The sequence below is a fragment of the Sphaerisporangium sp. NPDC051017 genome (assembly GCF_040683095.1).
Classification (GTDB): domain Bacteria; phylum Actinomycetota; class Actinomycetes; order Streptosporangiales; family Streptosporangiaceae; genus Sphaerisporangium.
This window is the reverse complement of record NZ_JBFBCI010000018.1, coordinates 1-18,386: the sequence shown is the minus strand read 5'-3', so window position 1 is coordinate 18,386 and position 18,386 is coordinate 1. Positions and strand designations below refer to the sequence as shown.

The window sequence follows — 18,386 nt, the reverse complement described above, 5'->3', positions numbered from 1 at the left end:
GGGACGCGTGCCGTCCCGCCCGGCCCTCTGTCCGCGTGCGGCTAGGAGGTGATGTCCACTCTGTCGGGCACCACGAAGCTGTTCGTCGCGCCGGGACTCGCGGTGCCGGTGACCCGCAACCGGAAGGTGTGGGTTCCGGACGGCAGCACCGGGCTGGTCCACAGCAGGACGTCGCCCTGGCGCGTGGCGTTGTAGAAGTCGACCTGCGTCTCGGCGCCGCCGTCGATCGACACCGCGCCCCGGCCGTGGACGGTGTCGCGGACGCCGTACAGCCGGATCTGGGTGCCCACGAAGGTGACCGTCACGTCGTCGCCGGCGACGTTGTCCCAGCTGTTGGTCCCGGCGTACAACTCGGCGCCGCACCCCGTGCAGGACTGCCAGGCCCCGCGGTAGTTGAACTGGTTCGTCCCGGTGCCGGTGACCCGGTCGTCGACCGAGACGGTGGCGCTCGGGCCCCCCATGCCGACCTGGAGGTCCGCGACCGAGGTGAACGCCTGCCCGTCGAACCCGCTCAGCGCCCGCAGCCGCACATAGCGCCCGGTCTTGGCCGGGAACGTGACCGTCTGCCGGGCCGCGCTGTTGGGGAACGTGCCGGTCGCCACCGCGCCGCCCCAGTTCGTGCCGTCGGCGCTGACGTAGAACTCGTACTGGGCGAGGCGGCCGTTGGCGTTGTCGTCCTGGCGCGGCAGGTACTGGAACGAGGCGATCGGGTAGGTGCCGCCCAGGTCGATCTGGATCTCATGTGGCAGCGGCGCGTTGCCGTTGCGCCAGGCCGTGTGCCAGAACGTATTCGCCGTGTTGTCGAAGGCGCTGATGGCGGGCCCGCTGAGGCTGGTGCCCTCGGGGCCGTAGTCCTGGCTGTCGACGTACTTCAGCGACCACTGCGCGTGCGGGATCAGCGTCCCGGACGCCACCGGCAGCGCGGACGCCGGCGCGGCGACCACGGCCGGGCCCGCCGAGACCACGATGGCCCGGTCGAGCGCCACGGCGCCGCCGCCGATCACGCGTACCCGCAGTGTGTGGCCGCCCTGCGCGAGCGCGGCGCTGCTCCAGAGCGCGACGTTCGCGCGGCGTGTCGCGGCGTTGAAGCTCACGGTCTGCTCGGCGCCGCCGTCCACGGACACCGCCGCGGAGCCGTGCCTCGGGTCGAGGATCCCGTACAGGACCACCCGGTTGCCGGTGAAGGCCAGCGTCGCCGTGTCGCCCGCCGTGCCGTTCCAGGTGTTGTCCTTGCCGAAGGCCTCGTTGTCGCCGCCGTTCTGCCAGCCGGCGCCCGCGTACGCGAACTGGTTCACGCCGCCGCCGGTGACGCGGTCGTTGACGTCCAGCGGGAAGCCGAAGGCGTAGGACCCGGAGACGGGGACGATCGGGTCGGTGAACGCGGTGGCGCCGACGCCGACCGGCGGCGCGTCGGCGAGGCCGGGTGAGGTGGCGCGCAGGGTGATCGTGCCCGTCTGGTTCAGCGCGGTCTTGACGTACACCGCGCCGGTCCCCGCCTCCAGCCGCAGCGGGTTCTCGCCGACCACCGCTCCCGGCCCGCTGACGGCGAAGCTCACCGGGGCGCCGCTGGTGGGCACGACCTGGTCGTTGGCGTCCAGCGCCTTGACCACGACGCGGGTCATGTCGGCGCCGTCCGCCTTCAGCGAGGTGTCGTCGGCGGCGAGCACGAGGTGTGTGGCCGCGCCCGGCGTGTGGCGGGTGTCGGTGGCGGCGATCCGGCCGCCGATCCAGCAGTCGGCGCGCAGGCTGCCGCTCGCGGGCGTCACGTTGTCGAACTGGAAGAACGGGTGCGGCAGTGAGGTGTACGCGTTCGGGCTGATACGTCCCTTGGACGCGCCGTTGGCGAACAGCTCGACCTGGTCGCAGTTGCCGGCGACGTAGATCGTGCTACTGGACGTGCTCGGCTGCCAGTGGCTGTTGATCGACACGTACGCGCCGTAGCGGGCCGGGTCGCGCTGCGAGGAGTACACCGACGCGGCCATCTTGGGCTGCCGGAAGATGTCCGACACACCGTGATAGCACGTGAAGTCGAGGCAGGAGTCGCTGTCGAAGGTGGTGTTGTAGTCGAAGGAGACCCAGCCCAGCGCCCCGGAGATGTTCGCCTTGGACGCGGCGGTGTTCTGCACGTTGAGGTGCGTGCGCATGGTGCCGGTCAGGACCTGTTCGGGGTCCCAGCTCCGGTCGGGGTCGGTGTGCCCGGAGAACTCGGTGATCAGCCACGGCAGCACGCGCGGGTCCTGCGCCGTGCCCGAGAAGTCGTTGAAGGTGTAGACGTCCTCCAGGAACTCGCTGCCCATGAAGTTGCGCACGCCGCCCGTCGGCCGGGACGGGTCGAGCCGGCGCGCCAGGGCGTTGGTGCGGGTGTAGAGGTCGTGGTCGTCGGCGGACTCGTTGATCCGCACCCCCCACAGGACGACGGCGGGGTGGTTGCGGTCCCGCGTGACCATCTCGCGGACGTTCTCGACCGCGATGTCCTTCCAGGCCGCGTCGCCGATGAAGTTCCAGCCGGGGATCTCCTCCAGGACCAGCAGGCCGATCTCGTCGGCGCGGTCGAGGAACTCCGGGTCCTGCGGGTAGTGCGAGGTCCGCACCATGTTGACGCCGAGGTCGTACTTGAGGATGTCGGCGTCCTTGACCTGGAGGCGGTTCGGGGCGGCCCTGCCGATGTAGGGGTAGGACTCGTGCCGGTCCAGGCCGCGCAGCTTCACCGGCTGGTCGTTGAGGTAGAACTTTCCGTCCATACTGCTGAACCGGATCGACCGGATGCCGATCCGCGTCCGGTGCTCGTCGACGTACCGCGTGCCGTCCTGCACCTGGGTGTACACGGTGTAGAGGTACGGCGAGTCCAGGCTCCACAGCCGCGGGTTGCTCACCGGCGAGGTGGTGTGGTCGAAGTCGGCCGCGCCGCCCGCGGCGATCGTCTGCGTTCCGGTTCCCGTGGCGACGACGTTCCCGCCGGTGTCGACCACGCTGGTGGTGACGGTGACGGCCTTCGCGGCGGCGGCGCCGTTGACGACGCGGGTGCGCGCGCGGACGGTGGCGCTGCCCGCGCTGACGGACGGCGTGGTGACGTAGGCGTTGTCGACGCGCAGGGGATCGGTGACGATCATGTTGACGTCGCGGACGATGCCGCCCCACACGTAGTAGTCGATGCTGCCGCCCTCGGGCGGGATGTCGCCCCGGGTGTTGGAGTCCACCTTGACGGCGATGATGTTGTCGGCGCCGCCGATCGCGACGTACGGGGTGATGTCCACCGTGAACGACGTGTACGCGCCCTTGTGCTGGGTCACCCACGTGCCGTTGACGTAGACGTCGGCGACCTTGGCGACCGCCTGGAACTCGACCATGACACGCCGGCCGGTGTAGGTCGAGGGCAGGGTGAAGTGGCGGCGGTACCAGGAGACCGGCACCTCGAAGTCGTCCTTCGGGAACCCCTTGTGGGGGTGGGTGCGGAAGTAGGGCAGGGTGACCGGGACGAACGCCGACTCGTCGAGCCCGGTCGCCTGGCCGTCGCCGGCGGGGACCTCTCCCGCGAACAGCCAGTGGGTGTTGAAATTCAGCACAGCGCGGTTGGAGTTCTGTGGCACGTACACGGCTGCGAAGGACGGCGCCGCGACGCCGCCGACCAGGATCGTGACGATGAGGGACAGCACTGCTGACAGGCCGAGAGGCTTGCGCATCGGGTCTCCCAGGGGCGGGGGCAGTGCATCCTGTGTAATAGCGTTACAAATTATCGTCAAGACCCAACATTGGATACATCAGAAACGCACACGATGCGACATCAAGGGACATGCCACAGCCTCCAGGGAAGGGCACCCGGACCAGAGGATTTCCCGGGACGCGAGGTGGAGGGGCGGCGAGGCTCTTCAGAAGGGCACAGGGAACGGCGAAAGCGCGACCTCGACCAGGAGGTACGAACCTCAGTGCGGCCAGGAGTCCTTCATCGAGCGGGCGGCGTCCTCCAGCCATGACTGGACACCGTCGAGGTTCTGCGGGTCGAAGGCCAGTTCCCCGCCCATCGCGTCGCGCAGAAGCGCGTCGTTGCGCCTGCGCGCGTCCTGCTGGGCCGCCCGCACGGCCTCGGTGACCGCCTCGGCGATCGAACGGCTGTCCAGCCGCATGGCGCGCGGGTCGAGCGTGACCTCCTGGATCTGCCCTCCCCCGTCCACGACCGCCCCGACCAGCCCGTCGGCCGCCTCGCCGACGCCCTTGATCGTCCTCAGCTCGCCGAGGACCCCGCTCAGGCGCTGGACGGCTCGCTTGCTCTGCTCGGCGACGCGGTCGAGGTCCTCGAGCTGAAAGTCGTCCGGGTCGAACACGCGGGCCGCTCCTTCGCTGGGCGGTCGGGGGTGGATCCAGCAGGGGTCTTACGGGTGCTCAGGGGGTCTCACGGGTGGTAGGGCTCGGGCTTGTCGATCTTCGGTTCCCGCCACTCGAACCCGCCGGACGGCGGCGGCACGGGAGGCTGTCCGGGGGACGTGGCGGGCGGCTGCTGGAACGGCGGCAGGCCCTTGGTGTCGATCACGGCCTTGGTGAAGTCGATCTTGGCCTCACCCGTGGGCTGAAGGTTGTACATCTGCACGAGCGCCTTGCCGGCGAAGTACACCGACATGCCGCCCGCCACGGCGGACACGACCTTGCCGAGCATGCCCGTGGCGGCGGCGATCACCTGCGTGGCGAGCTGGCCGAGCGCCTGGAGCCGCGCGTACCCTGCGGCGGCGTACGGCGTGGCCAGCATCGCGGCGGCGATGGCGACGCCCGCGAGCAGCACCGCGACCACCCGGGCCAGCGCGAGCCAGTAGGCCCGGTATGCGTCGCCCAGCTCGTCCACGATGCCCGCGATGTTCTTGAGGTACCCGCGCAGGCTCTCCAGCGCCTCCTGGTAGCGCTCGACCGCGTCGACGAACGCGTCGTGGTCGGCGGCGATCCAGCCCTCTTTGCCCTTGTCGCCGAGGTTGCGGATGAAGCTCTTGTTCGCCGTGTCCAGGCGGGAGTGGATCGATTCCCAGTTGTTGTACGCGTCGGCCATGCCGGGGACGTTCGCGATGGCGGTCGAGGCGATCGCGACGCCCACGGTGAGCGGGCGCGAGAGCAGCGCGGCCTTGCGCAGGTCGTTGAGGATCGACGCCGCGCTGCCCCCGGCCATCCGCAGCGACGGCCCGTACGGGCTACTCGGCATGGTCGAAATCCCCCTGTTGGCGCTTTGACGCGGAACGTGCCGGAATCGGCGGTGCTGGTGGACGGGCGGTGCGCGCGGTCAGACGTAGACGGTGGTGGAGGCGTCCTCGGCGGCCCGCCAGTTGCCCCGGGCCGTGTCGAGCTGCCGGTTCCAGGTCTCCAGGACCGTGATCGCCTCGCCGAACTTCTCACGCACGTCGTTCTGGACGTCCCGGTAGCGCATGCCGATCAGGGCCTCGCCCAGCGCCCCCCAGCCGGGGAATCCGACGACGGTGGTGTCGACCAGGGCACGCCACTGCTTGACGGCGGGGATCACGTCTTCGTTGATCTCCTTGATGATGCTCTCGATCGCCGCCGAGGTGACGTACCGCTCCTGCCCCATGCCGCCTCCATGCTCCGACGTCCCCGCGGTGACGTTCTTACCAGGATTCGCAGCGCCTCCAGGAGTTACGTCCCGTATGTTCACCTTTATCTAGATGATCGGAAATACGGCCGATGATCACCGTTCACGCACGGCGGGACGGCTGGTGCGGCGATAGGGTCCTCGATGTCAGGCCCGGCCCAGGGGAGGCTGAATATCACATGACCGAGTTCGGCGACTTCGCGAACATCGATGTGGAGAAGCTGCTCAGCGGAGCCCAGCAGCAGTTCGCCCGCATGGAGGAGCTTCAGCGCCGCCTGCCCGAGCTCGTCGGCCGCGCCCAGGACAAGGACCGGCTGGTCACGGTCGAGTACGGCGCCGACGGCCTGCGCGAGCTGGAGCTCAACCCCCGCGCCATGCGCCTGGCCTCCACCGACCTCGCCGAGCTGATCAAGACGGTCACCCGCCAGGCCGCCCAGGACCTGAGCGCCCGCACCAACGAGGTCATGGAGGAGGTCTTCGGCGCGGAGGACAACCCCATGAGGCTCCTCAACGACCCCGAGGCCGCCCTCGCCGGCGCCAAGGAGGCCGAGGCGACCTACAACCGCGTCTTCGACGACGTCATGGGCGAGCTGAACCGCGTCCGCCGCCGCCTCGACCTCTGACCGATCTTGCCGCTCCGACCGCTCTGATCGCTCTGACCGCTCGGACCGCTGGCGCGGGCCTACTTCTGGCCCGGAAGCCCGGGATAGCCGGGGTATCCCGGGTAGCCGGGCACGGTCGTGTTCGGGAGCCCGGGGACGCCGCCGTCGCCGGTGGTCAGGTTCAGCGTGGCGACCTGCGTGAACATCGGCTGACCGCCGCCGGTGGCGTTCATGCCCTTCTGCTGGAGCTCGCTCTGCTTGCCCTGGTTCCACTGATAGACCAGGTACATCAGCGTGGACGCGACGCCGAGCGCGAGAAGCTTCTTCTTCTGCGCCAGCTCCACGACCTTCTGGAGCCCCGTGGCGATGGCTCCGGCGGCGGCCTGGGCCGGGGCGGCGCCGACGCCGGTGGCCATCGCGGCGGCCACGGCGGCGATCAGCGCCAGCAGGATGCCGCCCACGGCGAACACGACCACGGCGAACGCGTAGTACAGCGTGGCCATGCCCTGCATGCTGTCCCCGACGCCGTCATGCACCTCGCCGCTCTTCTTCAGCTCGGCTTTGAAGGCGGCCACGCTGTCCTCGAACGCCTTGCGGTCCTCGGCCGTCCACTTGTCGTCCGGCACGCTCTTGGTGAGGTTCGTCAGCTCGGTGACAAGGCCGTCGAAGTCGGACGCGACGCTGTGCCAGTCCTTGGCCGCCTTGTCCATGCCGCCGGGGTTGGACAGCGAGGCGCCCGCCATGAGGAAGATCGGCCACCCCCGGGGGTTGAGCACCGAGAACGCGGCGATGCCGGCGAGCCCGATGGAGTGCAGTGTGGTGCCGTTCTCGTAGCTCATGGACGGGTCTCCGTCATGCGATCGTCACTTCCCCTTGGTGGAGCTGGCCTCCTCGGCCAGGGTCCAGTACTTCGCCGAGGTGTGGAGCATGTCCTTCCACTGGGTCAGCGTGTCGCGGCCCTGCTGGAGGTAGCCGGTGGCGCTCTCGCGGACCTGGGCGTGCGCGCCCGCGAGGCCGATCCCGATCACGCCGAAGGACGGGAAGCCGACGTGGATCTGGCTCGTCTTCTGCTTGGAGCCGTCCATCTTGGCGCCGGCGCTGGTGTCGATCGTGTTGCCCAGGTTGCGCAGCGCGCCCGGGTCTGCCTTGCGGGTCTCGCCCGGGTTCTTGGGGCTTCCCGGCACCTGGCCGGGCACTTGTCCGGAAACCTGCGGAAAGGCGGGAATGCCGCCTCCGCCGCCCCCTGACGGCATCCCGCCGCCCGACGGCATCCCGCCGCCGCCCGCGCCGGACAAGTCGGGGACGGAGGGCATGCCCCCGCCGCCGGACCCCATCGGGTCGAGGGCGCCGGACAGGTTCGGATTCTGGCTCTGGGGGATCGTGAGGTCCGTCTGACCCGGAAGGTTCGGGTCGGGGATGGGCGGGATCGTCGGGTCGGTCTGCCCGGGGAGGTTGAGGTCGGGGACGCCCGGCCCGCCGGGGATGTTCGGATCCGGCACGTTCGGGTCGGGCACGTTGGGGTTCGGCACGTTCGGGTCGGGGATCTGCGGATCACGAGGCTCGCCCCCGACCGGCACGAACGGCTCCCCCGGACCACCCGTGATCGGCACGTAGGGCTGACCCGGCTCTCCCTCGACCGGCACGAACGGCTGCCCCGGCTCGCCCCCGATCGGTACGTACGGCTGTCCGGGATCGCCGGGGTCCGACCCCTGCGGCTGCCACACCTGCGACCACTGCGGGACGAACGGATCGATCGGCTCGGGCCCGGAGCCGCCCCCGTCCGGGTACGTCAGGTCGCGCGTCTCGGAGAAGGTCGGCCCCATCACCTGGAACTGCGGCCCGCCGTCCCCGCCGGGCGGGACCGCGCCGAACGGGACGCCCGGGTCGCCGCCCGTCGCGAGCGGGTTCCCCGGATCCACCGGGACGACGAACCCTCCACCGAGTGAGCCGTCCGGATTCCCGTCAGCCGGGCTCTGCGGACCTCCGCCGGTCGGGCCACCGGGTGAGAAGGGACCCCCGTGGAGCCCCGGACCGCCGGGGCCGGCCTGGCCGGTGTCGAGTGGCACGGCGTACGGGCCGCCGGTGACGGTGCCCGCGGCGGTCGCGTCGAACGCGCCGGAGGCGGCCGGCGCCGGATCGTCCCCGTTCAGCAGCGCTTCTATGCTGCGTTCGCCGCTCACAGCGCCCCCGTTCCGTGCCCGCCCGGTCTTGATCGGTGGAAGTGCAGACTAGCCCAGCGCACTTCCGAGCGTACATAACCGCTCTATGCTGGCGGCCGTGATCCGCCAGGCAAGGCAGAGGTGGCATGCAGACCCGTCGTGATCTCTACCAGGCGCACCGGCTGATGATGCAGCGCCTCGGCATGGCGCTGCTCCAGGGCGAGCCCGACGTCCCCGAGTCGCCGATGCGGCGGCACAACGTGGCGATGTTCTGCGGCGTCCTGCTGGCGGTCCTGGTGATGGCGGCGTTCGGCATCTGGGGCCTGATGAGACCGGGCGGCGCCACCGCGCTCACCGCGCCCGGGACGCTGATCGTCGAGGAGGAGACGGGCGCGACGTACGTCTACAGCGCGCAGGAGGCCAAGCTCATCCCGGTCGCGAACTACACTTCGGCCCGCCTGCTGCTGGACAGCCAGGACGTGACGGTCCGCACGGTGTCGTCGGCGTCGCTGGGGGGCTTCGCGCGGGGGACGCTGGTGGGCATCCCGGGCGCGCCCGCCTCCCTGCCCGCGCGTGAGAAGCTCGTCCGCGGGCCCTGGTCGGCCTGCGTGGCCGAGGCCGCGGAGGCCAACGGCACCCGCAGGCCGTACGTGTCGCTGGTGGGCGGCATGGATGTCGGCGGCAGGCCGTTCGGGGGTGATGCGATGATCGCCGACGACGGCCAGCAGGCCTGGGTGATCCTCGCCGACCGCCGCATGCGGGTGTCGGACTCGGGGGTGCGCGCCCTGACGGCGGAGCAGCCCCGGCAGGTGCCGGCGAGCTGGCTCAACGCGCTTCCCATCGGTCCCGACTTCCGCGGACCGAAGATCCCCGGCCTCGGGCGCAAGACGCGAGGCCCGGACGGCGGTCCGTCGGCGGCGGGGCGGGTCTACACGGTGCGCGGGGTCACCGGCGGCGAGTCCCGCTGGTACGTGCTGCTGCCGGACGGGCTGGCGCCGATCTCCGAGACGCAGGCCACGCTGCTGTTGCAGGACCCGTCCAGCAAGGCCGCCTACGGCGGCGGCACCGTGAGCGCGATCGAGACCGACGCCGCGCACGTCAACGGCTTCGCCGCCTCCCGCACGTCGCTGGCGAGGCCGGGCCTGCCCGCGACGATGCCGAAGATCGGTTCGCCGGACCCCTCGGCGCCGCTGTGCGCGGTCTACTCCGACACGCAGAAGGGCTCCACGCGGGCGCGGCTGACCATCGGCGGGCGCATGCGGATGCCGGTGCCGCCGGCAGCGGGCTCGGACCAGGACCACTTCGACCAGGTGCTGCTGCCCCCGGGCGGCGCGGTGCTCGCGGGGCTGCTTCCCGGCGAGGGTCAGCTCGGCGCCGTCCAGAACTTCTCCCTGATCACCGACCAGGGGCGCAGGTTCGCGCTGGCGTCGGCCGACCTGCTGCCGAAGCTCGGGTACGACGCCGACGTGGTCACGCCGCTGCCGGCCCACCTGCTGCACCTGATCGCGGAGGGCCCCGTCCTCGATCCCGCCGCCGCGCGGACGCCGGTGCCGATCACGCAGGTGGACGCGGTGAAGCCCTGACGGGCCTACACAAACGGGACGGTTGCGAGACACGCGTACGGAAAACCGTTACTGACTCGCAATGCGCCTCATGGCCACTGTGTGGTGATTGATCCTAATGTTTCAATCGATCAGCATCGCGGGGGCACGACGATGCGAATGCCGCATTGCGGGCCGCCGCGAGCATGGCCAGGCCGTACTCCTTGGAGGTAACCGTGGCCCCGCAGACCGCAGCGAATCTCCCTCAGATCGTCGAGTCCGCCAAGAAGACCGAGGCGGCGCACACGCTCATCGGCAGCATCCAGTCCCAGCTCCAGGGCCACGTGGCGGACCTGCGCGCGGGCTGGGGCGGCCAGTCCGGCATGGCGTTCGAGACCGTGTACAACCAGTGGAACACCGAACTCGGCGTCGTGCTGCGCGAATTGCAGGAGCTGGCCAGAAAGCTCCACGCGACGGAGGCCAAGTACCGCGTGACGGAAGACGCGGGGGCCGCGGCCGCCCACCGGCTCACCGCCAACATCAACATCTGAGACGTCTGAGACATCCGAGAAGAGGTCCGAGACGTCCGAGATGTCCGGCGGAACCTCCGACCTGAACCGGTCCTCCACGAACGGAGATCATCATGGCTGGCATCAACAACGACGTCGACCGTACGCTCGTCAACTTCGGGACCATGACCACCGGGCGCCAGGACTTCGCCCGCCAGTGGCAGGCCATGGAGGGCACCCTCCAGCAGCTCGAGGGCGACCTCGACCGCCTGCTCGGCGAGTGGGAGGGCGACGCGCGCGCCGCGTACTGGCAGGCGCGGGGGCAGTGGGACGCCGCCTCGGGACGCATGGCCGCCCTCCTCCAGCAGCTCGGCGCCGTGATCGAGCAGGGTCACGAGAACTTCGCGCTGGCCGAGAAGGCCAACGTCGCCATGTTCGACGGCAAGTGAGGCGGCCACCGGCCGTACTGGCAGCCTAGGACCGCCCCGCGCGGGGGCGGTCGCGGAACCCAAGGGGGCATCGGTGGGTGAGCACGGAGAGAGCGGCTTCGTCTACAACGGGTTCGAGATCGATCCCAAATGGCCCGGGCTGGACGTCAAGGACGGGGTCGACGTCCACCACCCCCGGGTGAAGAACCTGATCAAGGCGCTGGAGGACGACGTGCAGCGGCTCAAGGGCCACATCGCCGGTACGCCCGTGCACCTCAAGGCGTACGGGCAGGTGACGGCCCAGCACGTCGGGGAATGGGACGCGGCGCTGCAACTCGCCGCCGTCTTCGGCAAGGGGCACTCGGCGATCACGACCAGCTACGACAAGCTGATCCTGCAGTACGAGGCCGCGGTGGAGGCCACCAAGGCGGCCTTCGCCAACATCGGCAGGGCCGAGCAGGCGAGCACGACCGACGTGTGAGCCGCCGGCCGTGACCAACGGCCGGGCGACGCGATCGACAGCGAGGCGATAGGTCGACATGGAGCGAATCAGCGACATCCAGCCGGTCAAGGCCGGAACCACGTCGCCGCGCGGGGACTCCGGCACCTACGGCGGTGTCGAGAGCGTGCGCAAGAAGCTGGAGAACACCGATCCCGACGGGATCTCCACGGCGGGCGGCGCCTACATCCGGGCGGCCGAGGTACTGGGCGACACCGTCAGCCTGATCGAGTCGGTCGCCGGCTCGATGGCCGGGGACTGGAAGGACCAGTCGTCCAAGCAGGCCCAGGAGGCGCTGCGGCTGCTGCACGCGTCCGCCCGTGAGCTCTCGGAGCGCGCGCGGCAGGTCGGCGCGGCCCACAACATCTACGCCGACGAGCTGCGCAAGGCCAAGGCGAACCTGCCCGACAGCGGCCACTTCCACTTCGACGACGACATCCCGGAGAACGTGAAGTCGATCTCGCCGGTCACCATGATCTCCGGGTGGCTCGCGGGCGAGACCGAGACCGACAACGAGAAGGCCCGCAAGCACCTCGAAGAGCTGAACAAGCAGATCACGACGGTCTACAACGGGCTACCGGTGGAGGTGACGACCGTCCTGCCCGCGCCGGGGCCGCCCGTCACGCCACCGATCGACACGGTCAACTACCCGAAGGGCGATCCCTACTCCGGCTCGCCGTCCAGCGGGACGGGGTACGACGGCTCCGGCTCGTCATACGGCGGGAATTACCCGGGCGGCGGGAAGAACGGCTCGATCTCCTACCCGGGCGGATCGGGCATTCCAGGCTCCTCGGACCCCGGCACCGGGCCGGGCGGGACGGGACCGGGCGGGACGGGCCAGCCGCCCGGCGGCGGTTCCGGCCTGCCGCCGGGGACGGGGACGGGCACCGGCGGGACGGACATTCCCGGCGGCGGTCTTCCGCCCGGGTCGGGAACGAACACCGGGCAGCCTCCCGGGCTCGACCCTGGCGACCCGCGGGGCACCGGCCTGGCGGGCGTCCAACCTCCGGGCACGAACACCATGCCGCCCGGCACGACCCAGCTCAACACGCCCCCGGGCCTCGGCAACCCCACCGGGCTCCCGAACGGCCTCACCACGCCGCCAGGGATGAACGTCCCGACCTCGGGCTACACCGGGCCGCTGGGCACGGGGCCGTTCGGCGCCGGCCCGCTCGGAACCGGGCCCGGCGCGAGTCTCGGCGGCGGGACGTCGTACGGAGGCGCGGGCGGGCTCGGAGCCGCGGGCCAGGCCCTGGCCGGTCGCGCCCCGGCGGCCGGGCCCATGGGCGGCATGCCGTTCATGCCGATGGGCGGCGGCGGCGCCGACGGCACCCAGGAACGCGAGCGTTCCACGTGGCTGACCGAGGACGAGAGCGTCTGGGGCGGCGACGGCCCCGTCGCCCCCGGAGTGATCGCCTGACCGTCCCCGGCTGACCGACCGGAACGAGCGAGCGAAGTGCGGCACAGCGACCGCGCGAGGCCGTCGGACGCGGAGTGAGACAACGGCGGAGTGCGGCAGAGCCGGCGTCGCCCACAGAGTTCGGACAAGGCCCGCACAGGGTTCAACAAGACCGGCAGAGTGACACGAAGCCAAAAGGGTGCCTCACCCGCCCAGCGAGGGTGAGGCACCCTTTTAGCGTGGCGCGCCCCGGCCGGTCCCCCACCGACCAGGGCCCGTCACGCATCCCCCCCGGCTCTAGCCGATCCGCCGCGAACCCCTCCCCGGCGAACCGGCCCTCCCCTTACCGACGCCCCGAGCCGTTGAGCGCCTGAGACAACGATGGCAGCGCCCGCTTGCAACTCACTTAAAGAACGCTTGCCATATATCCCTAATATCCCCACAAACACCCACAGAGGACGGCAACTCACGAGCCGCGACGGCCCCCTCAAACGACTTGGCCGACCGCCAGACGGGCACGGCCTTGCCGGGCATCGCGATGGGGCTGCTGTCGGAGCCGTGATCTGCTCGGCCGTGCGAACCGGTCGTCCCGGTGTGCCGAGACCCTGCCTTTCAGGAGATCAGATACGTTGTGTCCGCAGATCGGCGAGATGGAACAGCTCAGCGGCACGGTCGGCGATCAGGCCGGCTATCGAGGTCGGCTTGAGCGCGATACGTCCGATGCCTTCGGCGGTCAAGGGAATCTCCTCGACGATGTACTCCCCCTGCGCCGGGTCGGCGAACTCCGGGCCGGTGCGCCGGTCCGGATCCCAGTGCGCGATGCGGGCGAGGTAGAAGTATTCCCGCTGGTCGCCATCCTCGTTGACCTTCACCAGCGCATGCACGACGGCCTCGCCGTCGAGCTCCTCGCGGATCTCCCGGGCGAGTCCGGCCTCCAGGCTCGCGTCGGTCGGCTCGACCCCGCCTCCAGGCAGGACCCAGTACGGCTCGACGCCGGGGCGCATCCGTTTGATGGTCAGCAGGGTGCCGCTCGGAGTGACGAGGATGGCCCGTACACGTTCCTTCATGGAATCTTCCTTTCGGTCAATGCAGGAGCCATCCGCCATCGACATGCAGGGACTGGCCGGTGATGAATCATGCGTCGGTCCTGCCAGAAACGCTACCGCGCCCGCCACATCTGCCGGTTGGCCGCGCCGGGGAAGGCACTGGCGTGCGATCGGCTGGTCAGGTGGCATGCATTGGTCGGCGGGGAGATGTTCTTCCCGGTCCACCTGTATAGGTCCGGGTACCACGGTCGACCCGCGCGGCGAACGTCGTCGGCGACCTTCACGGCTTCTTCTTCCGGATACCCGGGGTGGTTGATGCTGACGTCGGCCCCCGCGCAGGCCAGGACGCGGGCGATGGCGGCGCCTATGCCGGTCGCGGCGACCTACCCGGCGAGCGGCAGAATGTGACGACGGGTCATGGGTTCTCCGTGGTGGGAGCGGTCGCGCTGAAATCCTCCAACTCGCGCCCATCGGCCAGTTCGGCGAGTTTGAGCAGGCATACCGCCCGGTCTGTGGGGCTCATCGCGGTGAGCGGTAACACGCCCAGGATGCGCACCACGAGCCACGCGCGCAGGGCCTGTGCCGGGTCGCCGCCGAGCGCGGCGCCGAGATCACCGCGTAGGCGGGCCACCAAAGCGTCCAGGGCGGCACGCCTGCCCGCACCCGCCCGTAGCTGGGCGCAGATGTCGACCCGGTCGCCGTCGATGCGGGCGTGGGTGACCAGCGGATGCAGGGGCGGGCGGGGGGAGGTGACGGTGGCGGCGTAGGTGGCCGGCTTGTACGTAGGGACCAGCCATCCACCCATGGCCAGCAGGTACCACAGCAGGATGGCCACATCCCCGGCCAGGGCGTTGCGGCCCGCGTGCTCGTAATCCAGCCAGCACAGCGGATCGGCGATATTGGGCTCGGTTGGGTCTCCCTGGGTGATGGCGGTGGCGCACAGTCGTTCCGGGCTCAGGTCCGCGCGGGTCCGGTCGAGCAGGTGGGGAATGTCCAGGGTGAGGGCGCGCGCGCCGGTGTCGATGGTCACCGGCCCGAGGTGGCCATACCACTGGTCTACCCGGCCGCCCGGGGCTAGTCGGGCGGCGTAGAGGCCGGGGTGGCATCCGCCGATGGAAGAACTCGCACCGGTGTTGGCCTGGGCCTTGAGCAGGGCGTCGCAGATGTCGCCGACCAGGTTCGTCACCGGTCCTGTCTGGTGGTCTTGGTCGGCGCGGCAGATCGCGTCGGCCAGGGTCTGGTGGCATCGTCCGCTGGCGAACACGTCCTCCCACACCAGCGTCTGCTGCCCGCCGGAGTGGGAGATGGTCTCCAGCATGTCCGGCACGGTCAGATGGGCGGCGATGGCCCGCCATCCTGCGGTCTCGCGGGCGGCCTTGCCGACGGTGAGACGCTTGCGGAATGTGCCGTCGCCGTGCCGCCAGAACGTCGGGGCCGGGTCGGTGATGGCGGGGTTCATGCGGCCGGCTCCAGGGTGGCCAGCCACCACGTCAGGACCTGCCCGGCCAGGGCAGCCGTGGCCGCGGGATCTTGGCGCGGGTCGGTCACGCTGCGGGGGATGCCTGCGAGCTTCCCGAACGCCTCCAGGGCCTGGGCGTCGCCATCCTGGGTCTGTCCCTCGTGGCGGAGTACGACTTTGGCCAGCATGGCGGCGACCTTGTACAGGGCGCGCAGGTCAAGCGGATCCTTGAGCAGCAGGCGTCGCAGGTCGATCGCGGCGGTCGCGCAGTCGTGGCGGTTGCGGGCGGTGACGGTACCAGGGTCGGGGTGCGGCAGACGAAATCGTGGGGCGGCCCACAGCACGGGCAGGCTGCCGTCGGCGATCGAGGCGATGGTGTAGAGCAGGCGCGGGGTCAGAGTTCCGGCGCGGCACTCCGCTTGGCTGATCACCGTGAAGCCCAGCTTGACGCCGCCGAGGTGGCTGCGGATCTCGTTCAGCGCGGAGTTGATCGGGGGAAGCGCCCGCATGTCCGCGACCACGAGCATGTCCAGGTCCGACCAGCCCTCCAGGTACTTGCCCCGAGCACTCGATCCGGTCACGGCGATCAGATCTACCGTACCGACCGCGGACGGGCCGGTGAGCGCGGCGAGCAGGTGGTTGAGGAAGCCGGTGAGGCGATCTGGCAGGCCCAGGTCGGCCGTCGCCAGCACGCGCGGCGCGCGGCTCTCCCGGCAGCGGCCTCGTACGAGCCGATCCAGAGCGTGCCCGAGTTCGACCCGGGAACGGCTGTTGTCGATCACGACGTCTGCGATGGCGGCGATACGGTCGGCACCCCGACTGCGTTTGACCTGGTCGCGGTCGATGACGTCGGCCGGGCCGTCTACGCCGCGCTGCTGGCGCACCTGCGGTGAGGCGTCCAGGTAGACGACGGTGAGCGCGTCGCCGAGCAGCTTGACGAGTTCGGCCGTCAGCTCCGCCCGATGCAGGCTCTCGATGCTGAACCTCCCCTGGTAGTGGTGCGCGCTTGCGTACCGGTCCAGCTCCAGCGCTACCAGCTCGGCGAGCTCGGCAGGAGGCAGCGCGTACACGTCAAGGATCTGGTGACGCGCGGCGGCCAGCTCGGCCAAGTATCCGATCTTGAGGCGGGCGAACCCGTGTTCACGCTGAAGGTGGTCTGCGGCGGTGGACTTGCCGCACTCGGACATGCCTCCGAGTGCAACCGTCCACCGGCCGGTGATCACGGGCGGGGCCAGGCCGGCCCGAGTGCACAACTCGGCGTGCGCGGCCAGGATGGACAGGTTCCCGATCACGATCGGCGCCTGGGCGGCCAGGTGGAGATGTTCGTTGAGGGCTTGCTGGTAGCGGGCGTAATCGGTGCTGACGCTCGTCTCGCGTGACAGCGCGCGCTCGGCGCTGCGGCGGGCATCGACGTCGTGGAGGAACATGAACTCGCTCTCGGCGCTGGCCGCGCGGGCGATATCGCCGGCGTAGGGCGCGAGCAGGTCACGGGCGCGCTCGGCGGCTGCGTCCCGCGGCAGGTGATCGCGGACGGCGACGGTGGCGACGACCGACGCCTCCAGCATCGTCATGCCTCGATCGATCACCTGCAACGTTCCAGCGGCATGCCGGGCCGCGGACGCGCGAGCCAGGTAGGAACTCGCGAGCACGTCGACGACCTCCTGCATGGGCGCCGAGACGAACCACCAAGTCGCCAGACCGTGGCATTTGGCGGCCTGCCACCGGGGGTCGTGTTCGTCCAGCGGGCCGAGGTCGCGTGCGTTGTGTCGCCGGGCCAGAAGCCGGACGTGTGTGCTCTTGCCAACGTTGTCGGGGCCGCTCAGGGCCACGATCGTCGGGGGGAGTTGCATGGATCCTCCGCTCGGGTGGTCGAGTTGGTCTCTGCCGGGTGTTTACCCGGTGCTTTCTGAGGTGCGTCCTGGCCGGATCGTGCCCCCAGACGTTGAACCAGGCGCTGGTCGCGTCGACTGCGACGGCGTTCCGGGCCGCCGCAATCGGCAGGGCACAACGTGAGGACATATGGGGGTCAGCCGCTGGGAGGGAGAGCCCGGGGTCACTCGTTCCAGTTGAACGGAGACATGCGCTTGTCCGGCTTGGCCTCGGGCAGGATGTCGATGAACTCCTTGCGGAACTGCGCGTGGAACTTCACCATCTCGGTGGCCGACCCGGCCTGGACCTCGGCCGCCCGCTTGAGCCGCTTGACCACGCGGCGGGCCCGCAGCCTCACGTCCAGTGCACCGAGCAGCGCGAGCACCACGTGACCTTTGAAGCTGCGGATCAGCACGTGGTACCGCTCCTCCGACGCGGTGGCGAACTCCTCGCGCATGTCCCGCGATAGCACGCGGCCGATCTTGGCGTAGTCGCTGATCGCGGTCGGGCACGTGAACGGGATCATGGTCAGCTCGGGAATCCGGTTGCGGGTTCTCAACGGTCCTCCAGAAGTTCGACATCGAAGACATACGGCTCGATCGCCCGGGAGTCGCCCGGGGTGCCGTACACGACCCGGCGGCACCAGTCGGCCATGCGGCGCACGTGCCAGCGGATGGTGTGGATGCCCAGCCGGGCGGCGATCAAGTCGTCGGCCGCGGCGGCGAGCAGGCACAGCACGGCCCAGGACAGCCGCAGATTGTTCATCGGAACTCGTCCCTTCGGTAGTCGGTTCGGGCTAGCCCACAGGCCGGCGCCCAGGGCCGTCGCCCGGCAGACGCAGGTCCACTGCACGGTCCGGCGGCGCTCCTCCTGGGCCTGCGGCTAGCCAGGCAATCCGCCGCGCGGTCCGCTCGGCGCACAGCACGTGCGGTCCGTGCTCGGCGTGGCCCGAGATCGTCTCGATCACGTCGGGGTGCCGTCGCGGAGCAGGGTGAACCAGATGGTCTTGCCGGTGGGGTAGGGCCATACCCCCCAGCTCGCGGCCAGGGCGCGCACGATGCTCATGCCACGTCCGCCGGTCTCCTCGAGGTCGGGGTTGCGCGCGGTCGGCGGGGTGGTGCTGTGGTCGGTGACGGCGCCGATGAGGGCGGGGCCGGCGTCGTGCAGAGCCATGACCACCGGCCCGGCCCCGTGGACCGGTACCGGTAGGCCACTGGCGAGGTGCCTGCTGGTGCAGGTCCTTTTCCAGTGGCCCCCGGCCCGAACCGGACGTGCACCGTTTCGATGCATCCGG

The 18,386-nt window shown here is 70.4% G+C and carries 18 protein-coding genes; 6 read left to right on the top strand and 12 right to left on the bottom strand.

Annotated elements, in window-relative coordinates:
• Positions 1-41: 41 nt before the first annotated feature.
• The 4 genes from AB0M95_RS16910 to AB0M95_RS16895 all read right to left on the bottom strand — a co-directional run bounded on the left by AB0M95_RS16910 (position 42) and on the right by AB0M95_RS16895 (position 5,560).
• On the bottom strand, positions 42-3,680 hold the full coding sequence (locus tag AB0M95_RS16910; RefSeq protein ID WP_363764927.1) for a glycoside hydrolase family 2 TIM barrel-domain containing protein: 3,639 nt from the start codon (positions 3,678-3,680) through the stop codon (positions 42-44).
• A 240-nt stretch (positions 3,681-3,920) separates the two neighbouring features.
• Positions 3,921-4,319, bottom strand: coding sequence for a YbaB/EbfC family nucleoid-associated protein (locus tag AB0M95_RS16905; RefSeq protein ID WP_363764924.1), 399 nt, complete (start codon positions 4,317-4,319; stop codon positions 3,921-3,923).
• A 68-nt stretch (positions 4,320-4,387) separates the two neighbouring features.
• Complete coding sequence (locus AB0M95_RS16900) at positions 4,388-5,179, bottom strand: hypothetical protein (RefSeq protein WP_363764921.1); 792 nt, start codon at positions 5,177-5,179, stop codon at positions 4,388-4,390.
• A gap of 78 nt (positions 5,180-5,257) precedes the next feature.
• Positions 5,258-5,560 carry a hypothetical protein gene (locus AB0M95_RS16895; RefSeq protein ID WP_363764918.1) on the bottom strand — a complete coding sequence of 101 codons (303 nt, stop codon included), beginning with the start codon at positions 5,558-5,560 and terminating at the stop codon, positions 5,258-5,260.
• A 200-nt stretch (positions 5,561-5,760) separates the two neighbouring features.
• On the opposite strand from AB0M95_RS16895, the gene AB0M95_RS16890 reads away from it, so the two are divergent.
• Positions 5,761-6,204, top strand: coding sequence for a YbaB/EbfC family nucleoid-associated protein (locus tag AB0M95_RS16890; RefSeq protein ID WP_358517693.1), 444 nt, complete (start codon positions 5,761-5,763; stop codon positions 6,202-6,204).
• 59 nt (positions 6,205-6,263) lie between these two features.
• Here AB0M95_RS16890 and AB0M95_RS16885 read toward each other — a convergent pair whose 3' ends face one another.
• On the bottom strand, positions 6,264-7,022 hold the full coding sequence (locus AB0M95_RS16885; protein ID WP_363764915.1) for a hypothetical protein: 759 nt from the start codon (positions 7,020-7,022) through the stop codon (positions 6,264-6,266).
• A 24-nt stretch (positions 7,023-7,046) separates the two neighbouring features.
• Positions 7,047-8,363: a hypothetical protein gene (locus AB0M95_RS16880; protein WP_363764912.1), complete on the bottom strand. Its 1,317-nt coding sequence runs from the start codon at positions 8,361-8,363 to the stop codon at positions 7,047-7,049.
• A gap of 125 nt (positions 8,364-8,488) precedes the next feature.
• Here AB0M95_RS16880 and eccB point away from each other — a divergent pair, with 125 nt between their 5' ends.
• The 5 genes from eccB to AB0M95_RS16855 all read left to right on the top strand — a co-directional run bounded on the left by eccB (position 8,489) and on the right by AB0M95_RS16855 (position 12,739).
• The gene (gene eccB / locus AB0M95_RS16875) at positions 8,489-9,925 is read left to right on the top strand and encodes a type VII secretion protein EccB (RefSeq protein WP_363764909.1); all 1,437 of its coding nucleotides are present in this window, start codon (positions 8,489-8,491) and stop codon (positions 9,923-9,925) included.
• 194 nt (positions 9,926-10,119) lie between these two features.
• Positions 10,120-10,434 carry a WXG100 family type VII secretion target gene (locus AB0M95_RS16870; protein ID WP_358517686.1) on the top strand — a complete coding sequence of 105 codons (315 nt, stop codon included), beginning with the start codon at positions 10,120-10,122 and terminating at the stop codon, positions 10,432-10,434.
• A gap of 92 nt (positions 10,435-10,526) precedes the next feature.
• Positions 10,527-10,841 (top strand): WXG100 family type VII secretion target, encoded by a 315-nt coding sequence (locus AB0M95_RS16865; RefSeq protein WP_358517684.1) that lies wholly within the window; start codon positions 10,527-10,529, stop codon positions 10,839-10,841.
• A gap of 73 nt (positions 10,842-10,914) precedes the next feature.
• Positions 10,915-11,301, top strand: a complete 387-nt coding sequence (locus AB0M95_RS16860) for a hypothetical protein (protein WP_363764905.1) — start codon at positions 10,915-10,917, stop codon at positions 11,299-11,301.
• Between the two features lie 58 nt (positions 11,302-11,359).
• Positions 11,360-12,739: a WXG100 family type VII secretion target gene (locus tag AB0M95_RS16855; RefSeq protein WP_363764902.1), complete on the top strand. Its 1,380-nt coding sequence runs from the start codon at positions 11,360-11,362 to the stop codon at positions 12,737-12,739.
• Positions 12,740-13,338: 599 nt separating this feature from the next.
• Here the strand turns inward: AB0M95_RS16855 and AB0M95_RS16850 are convergent.
• From AB0M95_RS16850 to AB0M95_RS16825, 6 genes are all read right to left on the bottom strand, one after another.
• Positions 13,339-13,785, bottom strand: a complete 447-nt coding sequence (locus tag AB0M95_RS16850; protein ID WP_363764899.1) for an NUDIX domain-containing protein — start codon at positions 13,783-13,785, stop codon at positions 13,339-13,341.
• A 394-nt stretch (positions 13,786-14,179) separates the two neighbouring features.
• Positions 14,180-15,223, bottom strand: coding sequence for a hypothetical protein (locus AB0M95_RS16845; RefSeq protein ID WP_363764896.1), 1,044 nt, complete (start codon positions 15,221-15,223; stop codon positions 14,180-14,182).
• Positions 15,220-17,073 carry a nucleotidyltransferase domain-containing protein gene (locus tag AB0M95_RS16840; RefSeq protein ID WP_363764893.1) on the bottom strand — a complete coding sequence of 618 codons (1,854 nt, stop codon included), beginning with the start codon at positions 17,071-17,073 and terminating at the stop codon, positions 15,220-15,222. The genes AB0M95_RS16845 and AB0M95_RS16840 overlap by 4 nt, the downstream gene beginning before the upstream one ends.
• A gap of 203 nt (positions 17,074-17,276) precedes the next feature.
• On the bottom strand, positions 17,277-17,651 hold the full coding sequence (locus AB0M95_RS16835) for a hypothetical protein (RefSeq protein WP_363764890.1): 375 nt from the start codon (positions 17,649-17,651) through the stop codon (positions 17,277-17,279).
• Entirely contained in the window at positions 17,648-17,857 is a 210-nt protein-coding gene (locus tag AB0M95_RS16830; protein ID WP_363764887.1) for a hypothetical protein, read from the bottom strand. Before AB0M95_RS16830 ends, AB0M95_RS16835 begins: the two co-directional genes overlap by 4 nt.
• A 198-nt stretch (positions 17,858-18,055) precedes the next feature.
• Positions 18,056-18,265 carry an ATP-binding protein gene (locus tag AB0M95_RS16825; protein WP_363764884.1) on the bottom strand — a complete coding sequence of 70 codons (210 nt, stop codon included), beginning with the start codon at positions 18,263-18,265 and terminating at the stop codon, positions 18,056-18,058.
• Positions 18,266-18,386: the final 121 nt, after the last annotated feature.

Coding starts and splice junctions, on each gene's coding strand:
- AB0M95_RS16910 (WP_363764927.1), bottom strand. CDS start 3,680: ATGCGCAAGCCTCTCGGCCTGTCAGCAGTGCTGTCCCTCATCGTCACG.
- AB0M95_RS16900 (WP_363764921.1), bottom strand. CDS start 5,179: ATGCCGAGTAGCCCGTACGGGCCGTCGCTGCGGATGGCCGGGGGCAGC.
- AB0M95_RS16895 (WP_363764918.1), bottom strand. CDS start 5,560: ATGGGGCAGGAGCGGTACGTCACCTCGGCGGCGATCGAGAGCATCATC.
- AB0M95_RS16890 (WP_358517693.1), top strand. CDS start 5,761: ATGACCGAGTTCGGCGACTTCGCGAACATCGATGTGGAGAAGCTGCTC.
- AB0M95_RS16885 (WP_363764915.1), bottom strand. CDS start 7,022: ATGAGCTACGAGAACGGCACCACACTGCACTCCATCGGGCTCGCCGGC.
- eccB (WP_363764909.1), top strand. CDS start 8,489: ATGCAGACCCGTCGTGATCTCTACCAGGCGCACCGGCTGATGATGCAG.
- AB0M95_RS16865 (WP_358517684.1), top strand. CDS start 10,527: ATGGCTGGCATCAACAACGACGTCGACCGTACGCTCGTCAACTTCGGG.
- AB0M95_RS16855 (WP_363764902.1), top strand. CDS start 11,360: ATGGAGCGAATCAGCGACATCCAGCCGGTCAAGGCCGGAACCACGTCG.
- AB0M95_RS16850 (WP_363764899.1), bottom strand. CDS start 13,785: ATGAAGGAACGTGTACGGGCCATCCTCGTCACTCCGAGCGGCACCCTG.
- AB0M95_RS16845 (WP_363764896.1), bottom strand. CDS start 15,223: ATGAACCCCGCCATCACCGACCCGGCCCCGACGTTCTGGCGGCACGGC.
- AB0M95_RS16840 (WP_363764893.1), bottom strand. CDS start 17,073: ATGCAACTCCCCCCGACGATCGTGGCCCTGAGCGGCCCCGACAACGTT.
- AB0M95_RS16830 (WP_363764887.1), bottom strand. CDS start 17,857: ATGAACAATCTGCGGCTGTCCTGGGCCGTGCTGTGCCTGCTCGCCGCC.
- AB0M95_RS16825 (WP_363764884.1), bottom strand. CDS start 18,265: ATGGCTCTGCACGACGCCGGCCCCGCCCTCATCGGCGCCGTCACCGAC.